Source organism: Ruegeria sp. CG8, from assembly GCF_056537165.1.
On record NZ_JBQFRA010000001.1, the window covers coordinates 683,855 to 704,361 of the forward strand.

A 20,507-nucleotide genomic window follows, 5' to 3' on the forward strand; every position below is an offset into this window, starting at 1 on the left:
ACCGGTGTCCAGAAACCTTCCGGTTGAGCCTTTCTGTGTGTCTGACGGTATCGTTCACAAAACTAGGTTGCTGGATGCTCGGGTGCGTCACCCAAAGCCAGTAGTAAAAGGATGGCCAAAAGCGGTGATCCAACCAGACCGATCAGGAACCAGATCAAACCGGATCGGTTACGCCGCCCCGCCATCGTGATCGGCAGGATATAAAGCCAGATCACGCCAAGCAGCAAGGCTAGCATAAATATCAGTTGGATAACTGGTGCGTCCATTAAATTTCGCCTTTCGTATCTTGACGCCATGTATAGCACGGCTGATCAAGTTTGACAGACGGTGGCCCGAATGCGCTCTTGGGAAAAATTAAGTCGCGACATTGGTCCCGGGCGTCCTGGCACTCTCCCGGTGGCCTCCTTGGCTATTAATCGTTATAATCCCAAGGGTTGGGGCGTTCCGGATAGCACAGTAGATAAGTCGGGAATGCCGACAAACTTTCTGTGCGTTGGGGGAACTCTCTAAGTCTAGCCAAAATCTGCAGGTTGGCCAAAAATCAGTGGTTTTCTGCCAAGACGTTTAACTGTTGGTCACGTGACTAAAGAAAAGACCGCTTTCCGATCTGAACTGCCAATCTCGCTCAAAGCTTCACCCGCAGCACTGCTGGGCTGGGTGATAGCTAGAATAGTGGTCAGTGCGACGACGGACTCCTTGACTTTCACACTCTACTCAAAATCCTTGCAGTCGATGAGGGAGAGAGTTTGTGCAAGCTGAGGGATTTGTCAAAGGGCGGCCGATTGACCTGGCGGTATTGGACTACGGGCTGTTCAAGGTTCATTCCACTGGTCGCATCATTGGGATCTGCGGCTTTCTGATCCGGACGGATCTGGGAGAAGCCATACTCATCGACACCGGGTTTCCCGAAAAATATGCGACCGATACCGAAGCCGCGGTCAAAGAAGATCTTTTGTTCGAGTTTGGCGAAGTCCTGAAATGTGAACCGGAAAATCTGCCACGCGCGCAACTGGCAAAGCTCGGTCTCATTCCATCAGACATTACGTTGCAGATTTGTACCCACACTCATATCGACCATATCGGGGCATTGGGCGACTTTCCTGGCATTCCGATACTAATATCTTCCGTCGAGCGGGCTCTGCCGCGTCCATTGTATTGGGGCGGTGTGCGGCCTTTGGAATGGCCCGATCGGGATTACCTCTTGGTTGATGGCGACGGAGAGGTTGGACCAGGTATCCTGGTATTGGCGGCACCTGGTCATGCACCAGGCCAGATCGCCCTGATGGTCGATCTTCCCTCGGGTCCGGTTTTGCTCACCAGTGACGCGATATCCCGACCGTCAGAAATCGATGAGAAATTTGCAGGGTCATGGGACGAAGAAGCCGCGATTGCCAGCGCAGACAGGTTGATGCGTCTAGCATCCGAGCGAAACGCCTTTGTGATCTATGGGCATTGTCCAAATCAATGGCCAGTTCTGAAGAAAGCACCAGAGGTCTACCGTTGACCCCAACCGGTGGTCCACCTTTCCCGAAATCGATTGATCTTCCTGAAAACTACCTGACGTCCCGCCCTTGATTCAGAATGATTACATTTCCGCTGGAAACGTCACCGGCCGGTGAAATGAGAAAACTGACCCAAGAGGCGACTTGCTCGGGCTGCATCGCATGACCATGCGGCATGGCGCCAACGGCTTTCTCCAAGACTTCCTCAGACAAGACATTGAACAAGGGCGTCTCGGTCATGGCTGGCGCCAGCGAGTTCACACAGATTTTTTCCTTTGCGTATCGACGGGCTAGGTCTTTCGTAAGGGTATCCATCGCCGCCTTTGATGCCCGGTAGTGCGGAGGGTCAAATACATCGAAATTGTAAGCTCCGTTTGATGAGATATTCACAATCTTTTTGACGCCCTCGCGTTCCAACATCAATCGGACAGCCTGCTGGCAACAATGGAACGCAGAGTTGAAATTGATTGCCATCTGCCTTTCCAGTTCCTCGGGCGGTATATGCGGGAAGTCGGACATGAAGCAGGTGCCAGCGTTGTTTACCAAAGCATCGAGGCCGCCATAAGCTGACTTTATGCCATCAAACGTCTGCGCGATTGCAACTGGATCCGTCAAGTCAACGCAGAATTGTGTGAAATTTGAACCTAACTCTGCCGCCAGTTCATCCAAGCCCTCCTCGTTGAGGTCCAGTCCAAGGACGTGGAACTCACATGTCCGCAATTGGCGGCAGATAGCCTGTCCCATCCCTCCCGCGGCACCAGTCACAACGGCTGTTTTCATAGTAACTCCTCGAACCCTGGCGAAACAGTGGATATCTTGAACTACAGAAGGAAACCCGCAACGCAGGTTTCTGCAAGTATGGATAGTCAATCTCTAAAAAAATTCGGTGAGCGTCTGGTTTGGGCTCGGAGTTAGACCTTGCGATGTCATTCCACCGCGCTTTGGCGCCGGATGTGCTTTTCGACGTTGCAACTGAAGCAAACGGCAGCATGGTCCGCAATGCAGACGTTCAAGCAAGTTGCAGCGAATGACCGCTTTGAGCCCATACCTACCCGGTGTGCTCCCCGCAGCGAATGTCAGCTTGTCCGGGCTGCTCCATGCTCGTGCGCGGCGTCCTCGCGCCGTTCCTCAAGTGCCTGTCGGACAATTTGGTACGAAGATGACAAGAATAGGCTCGCCATGATCGCAGCGACAATGAGGTCAGGCCAGCCCGTTGCGGTGCCCCAGACACCCAAAGCGGCAATCATCACGGCCACATTGCCGATGGCGTCGTTCCGCGAGCATAGCCAAACCGACCGCACGTTGGCGTCTCCATCCTTGTAGCTGACAAGCAAGAGTACGCTCGCAAGGTTTGTTGCGAGAGCCAGCGCACCGATGATCCCCATGATTTCGGCCTCTGGAACACCCACGTAGAACACCCGATAGACGGTCGAACCAAACACCCACGCGCCCATCAGGAAGAGGCTGATCCCCTTCGCCAAGGCTGCGTTCGTTCGAGCGCGAACAGAAGCACCGATCACGGCGAGGGAAATACCATAGGTGAGCGCGTCCCCAAGGAAGTCTAACGCGTCTGCTTGAAGTGCCTGAGACTTTGCATAGTGTCCGGCGGTCATCTCGACCACGAACATTGTCGCATTCAGCGCGATGACGATCCATAACCGGCGTTTGTATTCGTTCGACATCCCGTCAAACTTCACGTCGCTACCGCAGCATCCTGCCATTTTTGAAACCTCTTCAGAATCGCCTCGGTTCTAATGTAGTCTCTCTAGTGACTAGAGGTTCAAGAGGGTTTTCGCATGTTCTCAATTGGAGAGCTTTCGAAGCGGACGAAGGTCAAAGTGCCTACCATCCGCTACTATGAAGAAATGGGTCTCCTGGCTCCACCGGAACGTACAGCAGGCAACCAGAGGCGTTACACAAACGATGGTCTGGAACGCCTGAGCTTCATCCGTCATGCGCGTGATCTTGGCTTCTCCATCGACGCGATCTCATCTCTGATCGAGTTGCAAAACCATCCAGACCGATCATGCGAAGCCGCCACCGAGATCGCCGAAGGTCAGTTGTCCGAAGTGCGAGCCAAGATCAAACGACTCAAAGCGCTTGAGAACGAACTGAAGCGTATTGCTCAAGGATGTGATGGTCGCGGCGTGGCAGAGGACTGTTATGTCTTGGCCTCGCTCGCAGACCATGACCTATGTGGCCGGGATCACTGACCCTCGAAAGCTGACATCTATTCGGTAACTCCGAACGGCAGCTTTGTCCGCACAGCAGACGTACGTCGCAAGTCTTTTCAATGTCTACCGTGCGGACCTAATATTTCGGTGGTGTGATCTGCTCAAACGACCGCTTTGTGCGCATTGCAAATGAGCGAAAGCACCTCGGGATGATTGGAAATCTGGCGGCGGGTCCAAAACAGCGTGGCAATCGCTTTAAGAAGCGGACAATTATCCAGTTTGTGAGCAGCACAGTTCCCGTCAGCGCTATCTGGATTTACTTGTCGGAACACGAAGCTTGATGATTGCGGTTTGTGTTCCTCTTGTCTGAGTAATAGACACATGATGCGGTGTTCTTTGGGAGAGTGGCTGTCCTCCTGAAGTCCCCTGTCGCTTGTGTTTAGCAAATCAATACCAGGTTGAACGATTGACATGCATTCGCAGTTGGTATGCTATCCGCAACCATAACGTTAACAGAAATTTGCGACACGGTATCGTGAATTCAATGCGGTCAAACGACTGCAACATGGGAGAAAATAATGAAAAATCCAATACTCGTACTGACGCTTTTGATGACGACGACGTCTTTGGCCAGTGCCGAAACTCTGCGTTGGGCGCGCTCGGGGGATGCGCTGACGCTTGACCCGCATTCGCAGAACGAAGGGCCAACGCATACCGTGCGCCACCAGATGTATGAACCTCTGATCATTCGCGATACGAGCGGTGCTTTTGAGCCTGCGCTGGCGACCGATTGGGCCCCCAGCGAGAGTGATCCGAATGTCTGGGTATTCAACCTGCGTCAGGGCGTGAAATTCCATGACGGCGCCGATTTCACAGCAGAAGACGTGGTGTTCAGCATCAACCGGGCGAAGCAGCCGAACTCGGACATGAAAGAACTGATCAATTCGATTGTCGAGGTACGCGCTGTCGACGACCACACGATCGAGATCGAGACGGACGGTCCAAACCCCATTCTTCCTGCGAACCTCACAGACCTGTTCATCATGGACAAAGGCTGGACCGAGGCGAATAACGCGGTCAACGTTCAGGACTTTGAAGGCGGCGAGATCACCTTTGCGACCGTCAATGTGAATGGAACCGGCCCCTACAAACTGGTCAGCCGCGAACCGGACGTCAAAACGGTGATGGAGCGGAACGAGGATTATTGGGGGCGCGATCAGTTCCCGATGGCGATCAGCGAAATCATCTATACACCGATCCAGAATGATGCGACCCGCGTTGCGGCGATGTTGTCGGGCGAGGTGAACTTCCTTCAGGATATGCCGGTGCAGGACCTGGACCGGGTGAATGCCGTCGACGGTTTGGTCGTCAAACAAGCGCCGCAAAACCGGGTGATCTTCTTTGGCATGAACCAGGGCGCGGATGACATCGAGGCGGATAACGTCGATGGTAAGAACCCCCTTGCCGACGTCCGCGTTCGTCGGGCCATGTCCAAAGCGATCAATCGAGATGCCATCCAACAGGTGGTCATGCGCGGTCAGTCGCAACCTGCCGGGATGATCGCCCCGCCGTTCGTGAACGGTTGGACTGCCGAGATGGACGGTGAAAGCAGCACGGACGTTGAAGGTGCAAAGGCGCTTTTGGCCGAAGCGGGTTATCCGGACGGATTCTCGATCCGGCTGGATTGTCCCAACGACCGGTACATCAATGACGAAGGTATCTGTCAGGCCGCTGTCGGGATGCTGGGTCAGATTGGCATCACTGTGAATCTGGATGCCAAACCGAAGGCGCAGCACTTCCCGCTGATCACGGACGGAAAGACCGATTTCTACATGCTGGGCTGGGGCGTTCCGACGTATGACTCGGAATACATCTTCAACTTCCTGGTCCATGGCCGTGAAAGCGACATTGGGACGTGGAACGGCACCGGGTATGACAATGATGAGTTGGATGCCAAGATCGAGTCGCTGGCCTCGAACACGGATCTCGTCGCGCGAGATCAAGCGATCGCCGAGATCTGGCGCGTGGTGCAGGATGAACAGTTGTATATTCCGATCCACCATCAAGTGTTGAACTGGGGTATGGCTGAAAACCTGGACATCAACGTTGATCCCGAAGATCAGCCTATGGTCAAGCATTTTGGCCTGAAGTAAGAAACGTGACCGGGCCTCGGGATGCGAGGCCCGCCACCAAAGAGTGGGAGCTATCATGAAACGTCTGACCACTGCCGCGCTATTCTGCGCGCTTGCCTTGCCCGTCGCAGGCGAAGAGTTCACGTTTGCCGTTACAACGGACCCGCAAACAATGGATCCTCATGCTGTCAACTCTGCCCCGGTTCTAGGTTTCTTGAACAACGTCTACGAAGGGCTTGTGCGCAGGGGCAAGGACATGACCATTGAACCGGCGCTGGCCACGAGTTGGGAAACCATCGGGGACGGAGCTGGATGGCGGTTCAAACTGCGCGAGGGCGTAACGTTTCATGATGGTTCTGAATTCAATGCGGATGACGTGATCTTCTCGTACCAGCGGGCGTCTGACGAAAAGTCGGACACACGCAGCTGGTTCGCACCCGTCAGCGAGGTGGTGAAGGTTGACGACTACACCGTCGATGTCATGACCACCGCGCCGAACCCGATTTTTCCGGACAGCATTGCCAACTGGATGATCATGGATAGCGGCTGGGCCGAGGCAAACGACGCAGCACTGCCTGACAAAGAATCGGGCAACTATGCGACCCTGAACGCCAATGGCACCGGTGCTTTCCGAGTTACCGCTCGAGAGCCGGGCCTGCGCACTGTTCTGGAGCCGTTCGACGGCTGGTGGGACACAGCAGAACACAACCTGACCCGCGCTGAATTGGTGCCAATCCAAAACCCGGCAACCGCTCTGGCGGCTTTGTTGTCCGGAGATGTCGACTTCATCAACCCGGTCCCAATTCAGGATGTGGCTCGGTTGCAAGGCAATCCGGATGTGAAGGTCATTCAGGGCGTCGAAGCGCGCGTGATCATGCTGGGGTTTGATCAGCAGGAAGGCGCGAGCGAAGCCGGGCAGGGTGGCTCGGACCTTTTCCGAGATGTGCGCGTCCGCGAGGCGGTAGCAAAGGCAGTTAACGTTCCCGCTATCCTGCAAACCATCATGCGCGGCAATGCTGAGGTGGCGAGCCAGTTGGTCAGTCCTGCGATGCGCGGCTATTCGGCTGCAAATGCGGACCCCTATGGCTACGATCCCGAGGGTGCCAAGGCTTTGCTGGCTGAGGCTGGCGCTGAGGGGGCCGAGATCAGCTTTAAGTGCCCCAACAATCGCTACCTGAACGACGAAGCTGTTTGCCAGGCGATCACCGCCATGCTGTCTCAGGCCGGGCTGAACGTGACGCTCGATGCGATGCCGGTTCAGAACTACTGGCCTGAACTGCGGGCCGACAATTTTGATATGTATCTGTTGGGTTGGTCACCCGGTACGTTTGATGCCGAGCATCCCGTGCGTTTTCTCGCTTCGACCCCGAATGAGGAAAAGAAGTTGGGTTCGTGGAACTTTGGCGGCTATTCGAACTCTCGCGTGGATGAATTGCTGCCGCTGATCCAGTCCGAGATTGACGAACCCAAACGTCAGGCAATGCTGGACGAGGTGGCAGGTATCCTGCACGATGAGGTGGCCTATGTACCGCTTTACGTTCAACCGCTGGTCTGGGGCGCGCGCAGCAATATCGGGCTGACACAACGGCCCGACAACTTCTTCCTTCTGCGCTGGGTAACGGTCAACTAAATGCTGTCATACATTATCAGGCGTGTGGCTCAGTCGGCGCTGGTTCTGTTCGTCGTGGGCCTGGTCGCCTTTTCCATGTTCCGCTTTGTCGGAGATCCGATCGACAACATGCTGGGGCAAGAGCGGACCATGGAAGATGTGGAACGTCTGCGGTCGCAGTTGGGGCTCGATCAGCCGTTTCCGGTGCAATATGTGAAGTTTTTGCAGGAAGCGGTACAGGGCAATTTCGGCGTCAGCTTCCGTCAAGGGCGTCCGGTCGCGGAAATCCTGGCCGAACGCGCTCCGGCAACGTTGGAACTGGCGCTGGTCTCAGCCGTATTTGCCATAGTCTTGGGCATCGCGCTGGGTGTGTTCACCGCAATCCGGCGAGACGGGTTTGCAGCGAATTTCATCATGTCAGCCTCTCTGATCGGGGTGTCCCTGCCGACGTTCCTGATCGGGATCCTGTTGATTTACATCTTCTCGGTCGAACTTGGCTGGCTGCCCAGTTTTGGACGCGGAGAAGTCGTAGATCTGGGCTGGTGGAACACAGGCTTGCTGACAAGCAGTGGACTCAAGGCGCTGATCCTGCCCGCGATTACACTGGGTCTATACCAGATGACCCTCATCATGCGGCTGGTGCGCTCCGAGATGTTGGAAGTACTCCGGCAAGACTATATCCGCTTTGCCCGCGCCCGTGGGCTGAGTGACCGGACCATCAATTTCCGCCATGCGCTGAAGAATACCATGGTCCCCGTCATCACGATTATCGGCCTGCAACTGGGGGCCATCATCGCCTTTGCCATCATCACCGAGACGGTGTTTCAGTGGCCGGGCCTGGGCCTTCTGTTCATCAATGCAATCCAATTCGTGGATATCCCTGTCATGGCAGCATACCTGATGATGATCTCGGTCATCTTTGTCACCATCAACCTTGCGGTCGATATCCTTTACGCCTTCATCGACCCGCGCCTGAGGGTCAGCGCATGAGCCGTGTGAAACGCATTCTGGACAGCGACCAGTTCTACGCCTTCCGCCGCTCGCCTGTCGCCATGGTGTCGGCGACAGTGGCATTGATCCTGATCCTGGCCACGATCCTCGCACCACTGATTGCGCCGACAAACCCGTTTGATCCGGCCAGCCTGAACCTGATGAACGGCTTCACCCCGCCGATGGAACCCAATGCCTTTACAGGCGAAACCTTCCTGATGGGCACAGACGATCAGGGGCGTGATGTGTTCTCGACCATCCTCTACGGAATGCGGATCTCGCTATTCGTTGGGGTGGCGGCCGTTCTGTTCGCGATGGTTCTGGGGATCATTCTGGGCCTGTTATCAGGGTATTTCGGCGGTTGGACCGAAACCATCATCATGCGCACGGCGGATGTGCAGCTGACTTTCCCATCGATCCTTCTGGCCATGCTGATCTTTGGGATCGCCAAAGGCATTACCCCGGTGGAGTATCGCGACCAGATGGCGATCTGGGTGCTGATCCTGGCCATTGGACTGTCCGATTGGGTGCAGTTCGCTCGTGTCGTCCGGGGCGCAACGTTGGTTGAGAAGAACAAAGATTACGTCGCCGCCGCGCGCATCATCGGGCAAAGCCCGCTGACCATCATGCTGCGCCATATCCTGCCCAATGTACTGTCACCGGTGCTGGTGATCGCGACTATCTCATTGGCGCTGGCGATCATTGCCGAGGCGACGCTCAGTTTCCTTGGCGTTGGCGCGCCACCGACCCAGCCCTCGCTGGGGACGCTGATCCGCATTGGGCAGGGATTCCTGTTCTCGGGCGAGTGGTGGATCCTGTTCTTCCCGGCCTGCACCCTGCTGGCACTGGCGCTGAGTGTGAACCTGCTGGGCGACTGGCTGCGTGACGTTCTGAACCCGAGGCTGAAATGACCGATCCCGTTCTTTCGATCCGCAACCTGACTGTGGAAATCCCCACACGCCACGGCATCTTCAAGCCGGTCGAGCATGTGACCTACGACCTGCATCCTGGCGAGATCCGGGGCGTTGTCGGCGAAAGCGGTGCTGGCAAGTCCATGACCGGCAACGCCGTGATCGGCCTTCTGGACCCCCCGGCCCATGTCTCCGAAGGTGAGGTCTGGCTGAACGGTCGCCGGATTGACGAACTGGACGCCGAGGACAAACGCCGAATCCGGGGCAAAGAGATCGGGATGATCTTTCAGGACCCGCTAACCTCGCTGAACCCGTTGTTCACAGTGGGCGAGCAATTGGTCGAGACGATCCAGCTTCACCTCGGCCTTTCCGCTTCCGAGGCCAAAAAACGCGCTATTGCGCTGCTGGATCGCGTGTCCATCCCCGACCCGGCGGACCGTTTCAACCAGTATCCGCACCAGTTCTCCGGAGGGATGCGTCAGCGGGTGGTAATCGCGCTCGCACTCTGTACCGAGCCCAGTGTTCTGATCGCTGACGAACCCACAACGGCCTTGGATGTTTCTGTCCAAGCGCAGGTGCTGGATCTGATCAAGGAACTGGCGAAGGAGCGTCAGGTCGGCGTGATCCTCGTTACCCACGACATGGGCGTTATCGCCGACACCACCGACTCGGTAACCGTGATGTATTCCGGTCATGTGGTTGAAAGCGGAACGACCGATCAGATCCTCGGCGCACCGAAACATGAGTATACCAAATCTCTGATTGCCGCCGTGCCGCGCCCGCACACCAAAGTCGAGCGTTTCCCAGTGGTCAATTATGGCGAGCGGGAAAGAACCTTCAAGATCGACGATCTGGCGGCCCATTGGGAAAAGACCGATCTGTCCAAATCCGGCAAACTGCTGGAAATCGAAAACATTACTAAGACGTTCCTGCAAAAGGGCGGGCTGCTGCCCTCGCAACGCAAGTACTTCACTGCCGTCGATCAGGTGAGTTTCGACATTCGCGACGGTGAGGTTTTCGGCCTTGTCGGCGAAAGTGGCTCTGGCAAGTCCACAGTCGCCCGGATGATTGGAACACTCTATCCCGTAGACGGTGGTAGGGTGATCTTTGACGGCGAAGACGTCACAGTGATGGAGGCAGAGGCCCTGCAAGCCTACCGCCGCCAGATCCAGATGATCTTTCAAGACCCGTTCTCCAGCCTAAATCCCCGCATGAGGGTCGGGGACCTCGTTGCCGAGCCCATCCATCATCACAAAATCCTGCCCAAGCCCGCTATTGAACCGCGCGTGCGCGAATTGCTTGACTGGGTTGGCCTGGCCAAGGACGCGTGGCGCAAGTATCCACACGAGTTTTCCGGTGGGCAGCGTCAGCGCATTTGTATTGCTCGCGCCCTCGCAACTCAGCCCCGTTTTCTGATCTGCGATGAGCCGACCAGCGCCCTGGACGTGTCCATTCAGGCGCAAATCCTGAACATTCTCAAAGACCTGCAGGAGCATCTGGGCCTGACTATGCTCTTTATCAGCCATGATCTCCCGGTCGTACGTCAGATGTGTGACCGGGTGGGCGTGATGCGACATGGGAAGCTGCTTGAAGTTCAGGAGACGGACGCGTTGTTCGAAGCTCCAGAGCATCCGTATACGCGGGAACTGTTGGATTTGATGCCACGGCTGAAGCAATTGGCATAACCGTAACGGTTTGGTCTTGCATCTGTTTTTCCAGAAGAAGTTGTTTGAGAGGCGCACGCGCAAGCGATCAACGGTAGTTTGAACTCAAACACCGACTTGAATTGGCTCCATCGCAAAGCGTCTGGTACTTGTTGTCGACCCATTTTCGGACCCAGACGAAGCCGAATGAAATGCAATCTCGGTCAATGAGGTCTGCGTCGAGGTCACAGCCGACGGAAGCAACGCGGTTTGCGACTTCAGAATTCAGGATATCCCTTGAAAGTCGGCTTTCCACGTCTCGACACGGAAGTACGCGAGACTTGTTAGGGACTGGGTGTCGGCCATTGGTCTCAAACCAAGCGGCTACGGTTCACACCCCCTATGCCGGACCAATGCATCAGAGAACTGACATCAGAAACAAGTCGGCGGCTGGATCCCAACCAACGCACTGTCCACTAGCGCGCATAGGCGCTGAGTTCCCGCCCCTGCAGAGCGGAAAATATCCGCTCTGCAGTTCCTGAGAAGAATCTGCGAGTGGCTAGAAGCGGTTTGTCTGCTTGCCGCCGAACGCAAACGGCACTCCGTCCGGATCACATAGGATGGGGATTTGAGCTTGAACGGTTTCGCTCACCTTCAAGGAGGCCGGACCTGCGCCTTTGGTTTCAGCAACACGGATGGGGTCGGGGACTGAAGTAACTTTAAGGCAAGGGACCCAAGATGCGTTTGAGGCGGTTGCCCAAGTCGCCGCATGCTGGATTGCAACAAGACGGCCCCGAGGCCCGAGGAGAGTGGCGCAATCCTGGTCCTTATCGGGAGACACCTGCCATCCGAAGAGTTCGATGTAGAACGCTTGCGGAAAGTCATCACCGTTGCCGATATACACTTCAGGGCCAAACTGCCGTCTCGGCACGGGGAAACTGTGCCGAGACAGCGAAATCCCCACCAACGCGCCGAGCGGATCGCGAACGAGTGCGTTGCGCCCGACGCCCGGCACCTCGAATGGCTCCCGAACGATTTTGCCTCCGAGCGTGTCGACGCGCTTGGCCGCCAGGTCCACGTCGGGGACCTCGATGTAGGCGACCCAGCCCTTCGCTTGCTCCGGAGGCGTCTCGATTAACCCCGCGCCCGCTTCGTCACCGGAAAGGGCGAGGACGAAATCCTGCTCGCCGCCACCCCATGCAAAATCCGATGCCCGCTCGACTTCATAAGACCAGTCGGCGACGTGCTGGTAGAATGCCATTGAACGCGCCCTGTCCGGTGTGAATAGGTCATGCCATACGATTTGACCGGCTTTCGACTGTGTCATCGCCTTACTTCCTGACATCTTTGAGTTTTTTGACTCCGCGGACCATCTTCCCGAACGCCTTGTCGCGCGACCTGCGTTCCGCAAGACTCGCCGAGTTAAACGCATCTTCGGCCATGAGCTTGCGCCATCTGCGAAGCCGATCGCTATCAAGAACACCCTCATCGATAGCCTTCAGAACAGCGCATTCCGGCTCAGAATCGTGCTGACAGTTCTTGAATCGACACTGCGCGGCCAACTCCTGAATGTCGGCGAAAAGATCATTGATACCTTCCGCTGCATCGGTGAGCTGCAGTTCCCGCATGCCCGGACTGTCCAAGACCAGACAGCCATTGGGCATAGCATGAAGCTCGCGCCGCGTTGTCGTATGCCGCCCCTTTGCGTCGTCCTCACGAATGGTTTGGGTTTCAATGGACTGACTCTCGAGCAGCGCATTGGCCAACGTTGATTTACCAACACCAGATGAGCCGAGAAACGCCACCGTCTTGCCGGGTTTGCACCAGGGAAGCAGTTTTGTCCGGGGCGCGTCGCCGCGGGCGTCAAAGGCGACCACGTCGATCATGTCCGATACCGCGCGAGCAGCGTCGATATAGTTCTGCGGGTCTGTCACGAGGTCGGTCTTTGTGACGACGATGACGGGTGTCATCCGTGCCTCCAAAGCCAGAGCTGCATAGCGTTCCAGCCGGGCCACCTTGAAGTCCTGATTGCAAGACGTGACGATAAAAGCCGTATCAATGTTCGCCGCGATCAGTTGTTCCTGCCGGTCGGTTCCGGGCGCACGCCGCTTTATGAGGCTTGTGCGCTCAAGAACCCGACTGGAGCGCGGACGTGTGGAGTCCAGCATCAGCCAGTCTCCGACAGTTGCGTCGGCTCCCGGCGGAAGTACCGTATCTATGCCGTCACCGACGACATGCAGCCCATTTCGATGCACTTCGACAACGCGAACGGGAGGTGTCGCGCACAAGTCCTCTACGCTGATCTGTTGGGCGAAAAACGGTTGCCATCCCAATGCCTGAAGAGGGCTGGGATTGGCGTGCGATCCCGCTTCGCTTGCGCGAGGCGGAAGGAAGTTGGAGTAATCCCTTGTCATAGGGTGTTCACTTTCATGTCTCTGGCCCAGGTCAGATTTGGGCGCTGATGGTAGGAAAGAGTGCGCACATCAAAACACTCCGTCGGCAACAAAGCGACGGCGGTGCTTCAGATCTTGAATATGCTCCGGGAGGCGCGCTGCCTCCCTTCCTTACCGGGACATAAAATCTCCATTTCCGATAAAGTGCACATAGGAAGACCGCGGGCAGAACACAACAGTTGACCGGTGATTTGGCGCACGTCGTCACTTCTCTGTAGCAACCGTTCAACACGAAGAAGAGTGTGTGAACTTTACCCGCGTAGCAGCCTTTTGTGCTGGAAACAGCGGTTGACGGCACCGAGCCGAAATTCCCCCAAAGTCCTCCTTGGGCCGTTATCACACATCCCTACAACCGGAATATTAGCGCCTTCGTCCGCAATGTGGTCTTGACCCCTGGAACTGGATCGAACCGAGTGCGAAATTTTGGGTGCATTTCTGGCAACAGGGGAGTGTAGCGATGCCGAAGAAACGATTCATCGGCGAACAGATTGCCTTTCGATTGTGGACAGGATGCTTCATCAGTCGATCAATCTAATACTCATGACGGGCTGACTGGCTTCGAACCGCAATTCCTCTGAAACGACACTACTTCAGGAAACCTCCTGACCTTTCTCGGAACATACTTGCAATCTTGCCTCTTGGCGTAGTCACCTATGGGTGACGAGCGGAGGAAGTCGATGAAGCCTTGGACAATCATGTTTTGTGCGTTCTGCACATTCGCTCTTGTCGCTTGTGCCCCAAAAGTTCGTACATATGAGAAAACCAATTCGGTTTCATTCTCGGCAAGGACAAACAGCACACTTGGGCAGACGGCGACCCGGCTTGGGGACCCCAAAGACGGCCGGTCCGGTGTCAAATTGATCAGCGACGGCGAACAAGCCTTGGTGTCACGGCTTCTACTCGCTGCAGCGGCTGAACAATCGATCGACGCTCAATACTACCTTTTGCATAACGACCCGACAGGTCACCTCTTTGCGGCCAGCCTTTTGCAGGCGGCGGATCGAGGCGTACGTGTTCGCTTGCTTTTGGATGACATGGACACATCCGGATACGACGCGATGACAGCCGCATTGGACTACCACGAGAATATTGAAATCCGTCTGTTCAATCCTTTCTGGCGCGACCAAAGCCTGATCATTGCCGGGCTCACGGATTTCAAGCGGATCAATCGCAGAATGCACAATAAGTCGATGACCGCAGACAACGTGTTCACAATTGTCGGTGGCCGGAATATCGGCGCCGAGTACTTCCTGGCACGGGAGGAAATGAACTATGCGGATCTGGATGTTCTGGCAGCCGGTCCTGTCGTAAATGAAGTTTCACACAGCTTTGACGAATATTGGAACAGTGAGTTCGCGGTTCCGGCCCGCGTGGTCGTCGGGCAACCTGAAGAATTTTCGCTTGGCCAAGCGCGAAGCAGACTGAATGATCTCGTAAAGGCGGCAAAGCAGACCCAGTACGGCGAAGCTCTCAGAAAATCTGCAAGGGAGAATTTTGCAGACGGCACGCTTTCCTTGGATTGGGTGCCCGCAAAACTCTACGCTGATCCGCCTTCCAAAGCCGCAGGGCTTGATAACTCAGATCCAATTCTTGCGTCGCAACTGCTGCCGTATTTCGAAGGTGCTGACAGGGAGGTCAATATCGTTTCGGCCTACTTCGTGCCACGCAACAACGGCGTGAAGTGGATGACCGAACTGGAAAACCGAGGTGTCGACGTCAAAGTCGTAACCAACTCGCTTGCTTCAAACGACGTAGCACCAGTCTATGCGCACTACGCCAAGAAACGCCGGGCGTTGCTGCGCGGTGGGGTCGAGCTCTATGAATTGCGGCCTGACGCTTATCAGGTCCAACGTCGTGGAATAAACTGGGCTCAATCTCGGTCAGGTCTTCATTCCAAAGCGTTCGCTGTCGATGACCGATATCTGTTTGTCGGTTCGTTCAATTGGGACCCGCGTTCAGTCAACATCAACACGGAAATGGGCATTCTCATCGACTCTCCTGCGCTGACCGCACAAACCATGGGAGCTTTGGACGATGCGCTTCCAGCATATACGTATCATGTGACGCTGGAGAGTGCTGGCCAACTCAAATGGAGAACACGGGGCGAGAACGGAGAAATTCTTGAATATGACTCAGAACCAACGGGTTCGGCTTGGGATCATATCGTGGCTGGATTTTTCAGTTTTTTGCCAATCGGCTCTCAGCTTTAGTAGCGTGGGAGAAGGTCCGTTCTTCTACTGTGCTGTTGACGTTCTATCAATTGCATCGCGCTTGTGGCAGTCTTCTTCGCATTTGAAGAAAAGTGGATAAGCAGGAGGGGCACATGGAAATTCGAACCACATCCGGGCGCGGCCGTTTATATGACAGCGTCTTGGATACGGTCGGCAACACGCCGTGCATTCGCATCAACAAAATCGCGCCGGCCAACGTGACGGTCTACGTCAAGTTTGAAGCCTTCAACCCCGCGGGCTCGGTCAAGGACCGCCTTGCGCTGAACATCATCGAAGCTGGCGAAAGGGAAGGTCGGCTGAAACCCGGGCAAACGGTCGTCGAGGCTACCTCGGGAAATACCGGGATAGGTCTTGCGATGGTATGTGCCGCAAAGGGTTATCCGCTTGTGGTCACTATGGCTGACAGCTTCTCGGTGGAACGCCGCCGGTTGATGCGGTTTCTTGGGGCCAAGGTTGTGCTGACGCCTCGTGCGCTCAAGGGTTTTGGGATGTACTCCAAGGCCAAGGAGTTGGCCGAGGCAAATGGCTGGTTTCTCGCCAGCCAATTCGAGACAAGCGCCAACGCCGACATCCACGAGGCCACGACAGCGAGGGAAATACTAAGCGATTTCGAAGGAGAGCGGCTGGATTACTGGATCACCGGTTATGGAACAGGCGGCACCGTTTCGGGCGTGTCGCGCGTGCTAAAGCGGGATCGACCTGACACCAAGATCATCCTGACCGAGCCTGCAAACGCTGCGATTGTCGGGTCTGGCTACGTGAACACCCGCAACGAGGCCCATCAACCTACTGAGAGCCATCCGGCCTTTGAACCGCATCCCATTCAGGGTTGGACGCCCGACTTCATCCCGTATGTGCTTCAGGAAGCTCTGGACAATGCATACTATGATGAACTGCTCCCCGTCGCCGGAGCGGATGGTATCGCCTGGTCCAGGCGTCTGGCAGCAGAGGAGGGGATCTTCACCGGAATCTCAGGGGGATCCACATTTGCCATCGCAATGGAAGTGGCCAAAAGCGCCCCGGACGGATCGGTGATGCTGGTGATGCTGCCCGACACAGGCGAACGGTATCTTTCGACACCGCTCTTTGACGGGATTGCCGAAGATATGACGGATGAGGAACGAGCGATTTCCATGTCGACACCAACGGCGCAAATGCCGTCTGAGTGAGCCCGGTCTCGTCGCTCATCGATCCGGGTATTAGAACGTTCGATATGTAGCGTTGATGCCGTCTGAAAGTCTGTGGACAGCGTGGTTGCCGCAATGCGTGGCCAGACGGTCAAACGATCCGGTTGGGTTGCGATTCAGAAGTTGAGCGGACTTCAACCGATGGCCGCCGAGTTCCCTGTGTCAAAGCCGCGTCTGTGCGGTGGAATGCTGACCTGAAGCGTCAAGCCTATCGTTGACCAACGATGTTGCACCGTCAACTGAACGGCGTTTGGGCGCCCTTCCGCAACGCAAAGTCAGCCTTTGGTTTGTTTAAGCGAGAGGTGCACAAGGTTCGTCGGAGCCAGCCGGAGCGCACGGGTTTCCCGCGCAGGGCCAGAGAGACCTATGTGAATCGCTCGTGGCTTGATTTGACGGCGACACGGGGCCCACACTCAAGTCTCACGAAATGCTTTCGCAAAGTAGTCGCTGAACGGTTTGATCAGGTAGGCAATCGGTGTTCTGTCCTGCGTCCGTATGAAGGTTTCGACCGGCATTCCAGGAACCAGAGGTGTTTCCGCGGGCAGTTTTTTCTGCTCGCCGGCGTTCAGTGCGATCTCGGCTGTGTAGTAGGTCTGGTTTGTCGAAGCTTCCTCGAACGCATCCGCAGAAACCAGGGTGACCCGTCCTGTCAATTCGGGCGTCTTGCGCTGATCCATGGCCGAAAAGCGCAAAACGACATCTTGTCCGACGAACATCTGGTCGACGTGAATGGGGTCGACGCGGGCACTTATGATCAGCGGACGATCCTGCGGAACCAGGTACAATACCGGATCAGCCGGTTTCACAACCGCGCCAAGGCTGAAGATGTTCAATCCGTGTACGACCCCAGAGACAGGCGCCGTGATTTCAAGGTTGGCGATACGCTCTGCAATATTCGTCGTTTCCTCGCGCAACTCCAGTTCCCGATACCGTAGGTCCCTGAGGCGGGTAATGGCATCTTCGCGACGTTTGCTTTGCAATTTGAGGATCTGAATCTCGATTTCTGTCTTTCGCCCTTCGGATTCCGCGATACGGGCTGTCAGGTCACCCATCGTGCCGCTCAGGCGTGCCTCTTCCCGTTGCAATGACAGAACGCGGGAAGCGGGGGCCAATCCGCGTTCAAACAAAGACTCCTGATCCGTCAGTTCCTTTCGGATCAGGTCCAGCTGGGTGGCAAGCGCCAGTTTTTGAGCATCAATCCCGACAATCTGGCTGTCGATCTGACCAACCCTTTTGACTTGCTGATCGATCTCCTGCGCGATGGATTGCTTGCGCGCCACAAACAATCGTTCCTGCCCATAGACCAAGTCCGCGATGTCGATGTCCAAAGATGCGGCTTGCTGAAGTATGGGATCAAAGCGAATTTCTTCGTTTCCGTCTCTTTCCGCCTCAAGCCGGCCGCGGCGGGCCATGAGTTCGTAAAGCTCTTTTTCGGCGATCGCCAATTTGGTGGCAAGGTCATTGGATGCCAGCTTGATCAGGACATCACCGGCCTCGACCAGGGACCCTTCGTCGACAAGTATCTCGGCGACCACGCCGCCATCGGGGTGTTCCACAACCTGTTGATTTTGATCGACTTCAATTCGACCGCTGGCAACTATTGCCCCGGCAATATTGGTCGTGAAGGACCAATATCCAAAGCCTCCAAGCAACAGCATCAGACCCACGAGACCCACGAGCACTGGTCCGCGCGCTGACCAGGAAAGGGACGAGTTGATGTCGGACCGTTCCGGTTTCATTTCAGGCCTCCCTGTCTGGCGGTTTTTGCGATTTGTTCGTGGTTGATAACGAGTTTCCGAAGCACGTCTTTCTTGGCGCCGAAGTCCCGGACGGTGCCGTTTTCAAGCATTATCAGCTTGTCGCATTCCTGGATTGCGGCCGGCCGATGGGCCACGATCAACACGGATTTTCCGTTTGCCTTGAACTCTTCAATTGCGCGATTGACCGCGGCACTGCCTTCGACGTCGAGGTTTGAATTTGGTTCGTCCAGCACCAGCAGAACGGGGTCGCCGTACATGGCGCGGGCGAGGCCGATACGTTGCATCTGACCACCGGACAGTTGCCCTCCGTTTGCCGATACGTAGGTGTCGTAGCCATCAGCGAGCCGTAGTATCATCTCATGCGCATCTGCCTTCTTTGCGGCTGCCACGACAGCGGCATCGTCCGGCTCGGGCGCCATTCGGGCAATGTTTTCGGCAATGGTGCCGTCGAACAGCTGAAACCGCTGCGGAAGATAGCCGATGAGGCCGCCAAGTTCGGTCGAGCCGTATTGATCCAGCGCGGCGCCATCCAGCCGGATCGTGCCGCTGTGCGGACGCCATACGCCAGTCAAGGATCTGGCAAGTGTGGACTTCCCCGCGCCGGACGACCCAATCAAGCCAACCGCTTCGCCGGGGTTCACGTTGAACGAAACGGATTTCAGAGCGGCTTGCCGTGAGTTCGGCGGAAATACGGTCAGGTTTTGAACAACCAACTTGGCCTTGGGTTTCGGCAGTCGCGTATTCACACGTTCGGGCGGTACGGTGCCGAGCAGTTCGGCCACACTATCCCAGCCCCTTTTTGCGGTCTGAACCAACTGCCATTGCGCCACAAGCTGCTCCATCGGTGCCAGCGCCCGGCCCAGCAGGATTGAGCTTGCAATCATTGCGCCTGCAGTCAGTTCCCCCTGAAGCACAAGAAATGCACCAACACCAAGGATGGCTGACTGCAGAAACAACCGGAAGGTCTTTGTTGCGTTGGCAAAGCTGCCGCTTACATCTGCCGAGCGGATCTGCTCCTTCAGCGCCCGGTCGCGCAACGTCTTCCACCGCGTGTAGGTCGCATCGCGCATACCCATCGCCTCAACGATTTCGGCTTCGTTCCGCAACTGGTTGGACATCGCTTCGGACGAGGCGACAGCACGGCTGGCATTCGACATGGGGCGTGCCGAAAAGACTCGGTTCAAGCCGGTCAGTGCCAAGATGACCAAGCCACCCAGCGCAGCGACAGCACCAAGCCAAGGGTGGAATATCCAGATGCCCAAAAGGAAAACGGGCGTCCAAAACACATCGAAAAAGGCCATTGGAACCGGAGAAGACAAAAGCCGCTGAACAGCCTCAAGATCGCGCAGGCCGGTTTCCGTTTGATCGTCCGGAGCGACCGAGGCTTTGCGCTGCACCGCCTCGAATACCCGACGGTCAAGCCGCGCCTGGAATCGGGCCGCGACGCGTCCGAAAATCCTCCCCCGAGCATATTCAAGCAGGCCCAGAATGCCGTACAAGAACGCAACAAGCACCGAGAGAGCGACCAGCGTTTCCACCGATCTGCTGCCCAGAACCCGGTCGTATACCTGCAGCATATACAATGGCCCGGTCAGCATAAGAAGGTTGGTGAAGCAACTGAGAACACCGACAAAAACGTAAAGCCGCCAGCTTTCCCGACGCACTTCGCGAAGTTCCTGACGCCCCGTTTCAACTACGAGTTTGGGTTTTCCCATTGGCCGTCACCTTTGTTCTCAACTGATGACCGATACGCTGATCAGACCCGGCCGGATTTGTTTTTTGAATTTGGCCTCAGCGGGCGCGGGAACGATCCACGCGGTGTCGCGGGGAACATATCGTGATTCATAAATATTTGATCCAAACGGCCTGTGCGCTCCGTACCAGCGGTAAGCCAATCATTGGCTTGCAAATCTCA

Annotated in this window: 17 protein-coding genes and 1 pseudogene; 10 read left to right on the top strand and 8 right to left on the bottom strand. The window is 56.1% G+C overall.

What is annotated here, in order from left to right; translation table 11 throughout:
• Positions 1–62: 62 nt before the first annotated feature.
• Positions 63–266, bottom strand: coding sequence for a hypothetical protein (locus tag ACR0EF_RS03350; protein ID WP_170339910.1), 204 nt, complete (start codon positions 264–266; stop codon positions 63–65).
• A 482-nt stretch (positions 267–748) separates the two neighbouring features.
• On the opposite strand from ACR0EF_RS03350, the gene ACR0EF_RS03355 reads away from it, so the two are divergent.
• Positions 749–1,504, top strand: coding sequence for an N-acyl homoserine lactonase family protein (locus ACR0EF_RS03355; RefSeq protein ID WP_170371400.1), 756 nt, complete (start codon positions 749–751; stop codon positions 1,502–1,504).
• A 49-nt stretch (positions 1,505–1,553) separates the two neighbouring features.
• Here ACR0EF_RS03355 and ACR0EF_RS03360 read toward each other — a convergent pair whose 3' ends face one another.
• Positions 1,554–2,282 (bottom strand): SDR family NAD(P)-dependent oxidoreductase, encoded by a 729-nt coding sequence (locus ACR0EF_RS03360; RefSeq protein ID WP_170357411.1) that lies wholly within the window; start codon positions 2,280–2,282, stop codon positions 1,554–1,556.
• Between the two features lie 296 nt (positions 2,283–2,578).
• On the bottom strand, positions 2,579–3,223 hold the full coding sequence (locus ACR0EF_RS03365; RefSeq protein WP_170363787.1) for a cation efflux transmembrane domain-containing protein: 645 nt from the start codon (positions 3,221–3,223) through the stop codon (positions 2,579–2,581).
• 75 nt (positions 3,224–3,298) lie between these two features.
• Here ACR0EF_RS03365 and ACR0EF_RS03370 point away from each other — a divergent pair, with 75 nt between their 5' ends.
• Positions 3,299–3,715 carry a MerR family transcriptional regulator gene (locus ACR0EF_RS03370; RefSeq protein WP_170363786.1) on the top strand — a complete coding sequence of 139 codons (417 nt, stop codon included), beginning with the start codon at positions 3,299–3,301 and terminating at the stop codon, positions 3,713–3,715.
• Between the two features lie 122 nt (positions 3,716–3,837).
• Here ACR0EF_RS03370 and ACR0EF_RS03375 read toward each other — a convergent pair whose 3' ends face one another.
• Positions 3,838–4,149, bottom strand: a complete 312-nt coding sequence (locus ACR0EF_RS03375) for a hypothetical protein (protein ID WP_170371398.1) — start codon at positions 4,147–4,149, stop codon at positions 3,838–3,840.
• A 105-nt stretch (positions 4,150–4,254) separates the two neighbouring features.
• On the opposite strand from ACR0EF_RS03375, the gene ACR0EF_RS03380 reads away from it, so the two are divergent.
• The 6 genes and pseudogenes from ACR0EF_RS03380 to ACR0EF_RS03405 all read left to right on the top strand — a co-directional run.
• Positions 4,255–5,829, top strand: coding sequence for an ABC transporter substrate-binding protein (locus ACR0EF_RS03380; RefSeq protein ID WP_170371396.1), 1,575 nt, complete (start codon positions 4,255–4,257; stop codon positions 5,827–5,829).
• A gap of 55 nt (positions 5,830–5,884) precedes the next feature.
• Positions 5,885–7,438 carry an ABC transporter substrate-binding protein gene (locus ACR0EF_RS03385; protein WP_170371394.1) on the top strand — a complete coding sequence of 518 codons (1,554 nt, stop codon included), beginning with the start codon at positions 5,885–5,887 and terminating at the stop codon, positions 7,436–7,438.
• Positions 7,439–8,407, top strand: a complete 969-nt coding sequence (locus ACR0EF_RS03390; RefSeq protein WP_170357427.1) for an ABC transporter permease — start codon at positions 7,439–7,441, stop codon at positions 8,405–8,407.
• Entirely contained in the window at positions 8,404–9,318 is a 915-nt protein-coding gene (locus ACR0EF_RS03395; RefSeq protein WP_170339892.1) for an ABC transporter permease, read from the top strand. Before ACR0EF_RS03390 ends, ACR0EF_RS03395 begins: the two co-directional genes overlap by 4 nt.
• On the top strand, positions 9,315–11,003 hold the full coding sequence (locus ACR0EF_RS03400) for an ABC transporter ATP-binding protein (RefSeq protein WP_170371393.1): 1,689 nt from the start codon (positions 9,315–9,317) through the stop codon (positions 11,001–11,003). Before ACR0EF_RS03395 ends, ACR0EF_RS03400 begins: the two co-directional genes overlap by 4 nt.
• A 271-nt stretch (positions 11,004–11,274) precedes the next feature.
• A pseudogene (locus ACR0EF_RS03405) lies at positions 11,275–11,385 on the top strand (integrase); the annotation flags it as partial.
• Between the two features lie 135 nt (positions 11,386–11,520).
• On the opposite strand, the gene ACR0EF_RS03410 reads toward ACR0EF_RS03405, so the two are convergent.
• Both ACR0EF_RS03410 and rsgA read right to left on the bottom strand, forming a co-directional pair.
• A complete protein-coding gene (locus ACR0EF_RS03410) occupies positions 11,521–12,288 on the bottom strand; it encodes a VOC family protein (protein WP_254435633.1) in 768 nt (255 codons plus the stop codon).
• A 4-nt stretch (positions 12,289–12,292) separates the two neighbouring features.
• Positions 12,293–13,129, bottom strand: a complete 837-nt coding sequence (gene rsgA / locus ACR0EF_RS03415) for a ribosome small subunit-dependent GTPase A (RefSeq protein WP_367646393.1) — start codon at positions 13,127–13,129, stop codon at positions 12,293–12,295.
• A 962-nt stretch (positions 13,130–14,091) separates the two neighbouring features.
• Here rsgA and ACR0EF_RS03420 point away from each other — a divergent pair.
• Positions 14,092–15,624 carry a phospholipase D family protein gene (locus ACR0EF_RS03420; RefSeq protein WP_170371387.1) on the top strand — a complete coding sequence of 511 codons (1,533 nt, stop codon included), beginning with the start codon at positions 14,092–14,094 and terminating at the stop codon, positions 15,622–15,624.
• 113 nt (positions 15,625–15,737) lie between these two features.
• Positions 15,738–16,814 carry a PLP-dependent cysteine synthase family protein gene (locus tag ACR0EF_RS03425; RefSeq protein WP_170371385.1) on the top strand — a complete coding sequence of 359 codons (1,077 nt, stop codon included), beginning with the start codon at positions 15,738–15,740 and terminating at the stop codon, positions 16,812–16,814.
• A 431-nt stretch (positions 16,815–17,245) separates the two neighbouring features.
• Here ACR0EF_RS03425 and ACR0EF_RS03430 read toward each other — a convergent pair whose 3' ends face one another.
• Positions 17,246–18,571, bottom strand: coding sequence for an HlyD family type I secretion periplasmic adaptor subunit (locus ACR0EF_RS03430; RefSeq protein ID WP_170371384.1), 1,326 nt, complete (start codon positions 18,569–18,571; stop codon positions 17,246–17,248).
• A complete protein-coding gene (locus tag ACR0EF_RS03435; RefSeq protein WP_170371382.1) occupies positions 18,568–20,307 on the bottom strand; it encodes a type I secretion system permease/ATPase in 1,740 nt (579 codons plus the stop codon). Before ACR0EF_RS03435 ends, ACR0EF_RS03430 begins: the two co-directional genes overlap by 4 nt.
• Positions 20,308–20,507: the final 200 nt, after the last annotated feature.